We start from the raw sequence: 300 nt of genomic DNA, 5'->3' as shown, positions 1-300 counted from the left end.
TCAAATGCGCCCATGGCGCAAGCAGATGCAGGTGGTGTTTCAGGACCCCTATGGCAGCCTCAGCCCGCGCATGTCGGTGCAGCAAATCATCAGCGAGGGCCTGGAGGTTCACGCGCCGTGCAGCCTCGACGAACGCGAAGCGCAGGTCATCCAGGTGCTCAAGGACGTGGGCCTTGACCCCGCCAGCCGGCACCGTTACCCCCACGAATTTTCCGGCGGCCAGCGCCAGCGCATTGCGATTGCGCGGGCGCTGGTGCCCAAGCCGGCGTTGATGCTGCTGGATGAACCGACCTCCGCGCT

At 65.7% G+C, this 300-nt stretch carries 1 protein-coding gene; it reads left to right on the top strand.

The window, feature by feature from the left end; genetic code table 11:
- On the top strand, positions 1 to 300 hold a 300-nt coding region (locus tag AC0L3B_RS39190; RefSeq protein WP_473383111.1), incomplete at both ends, for an ATP-binding cassette domain-containing protein.

It is taken from the genome of Bradyrhizobium sp. Kon56 (assembly GCF_055807635.1).
This window is presented reverse-complemented; position numbering and strand designations above follow the sequence as displayed.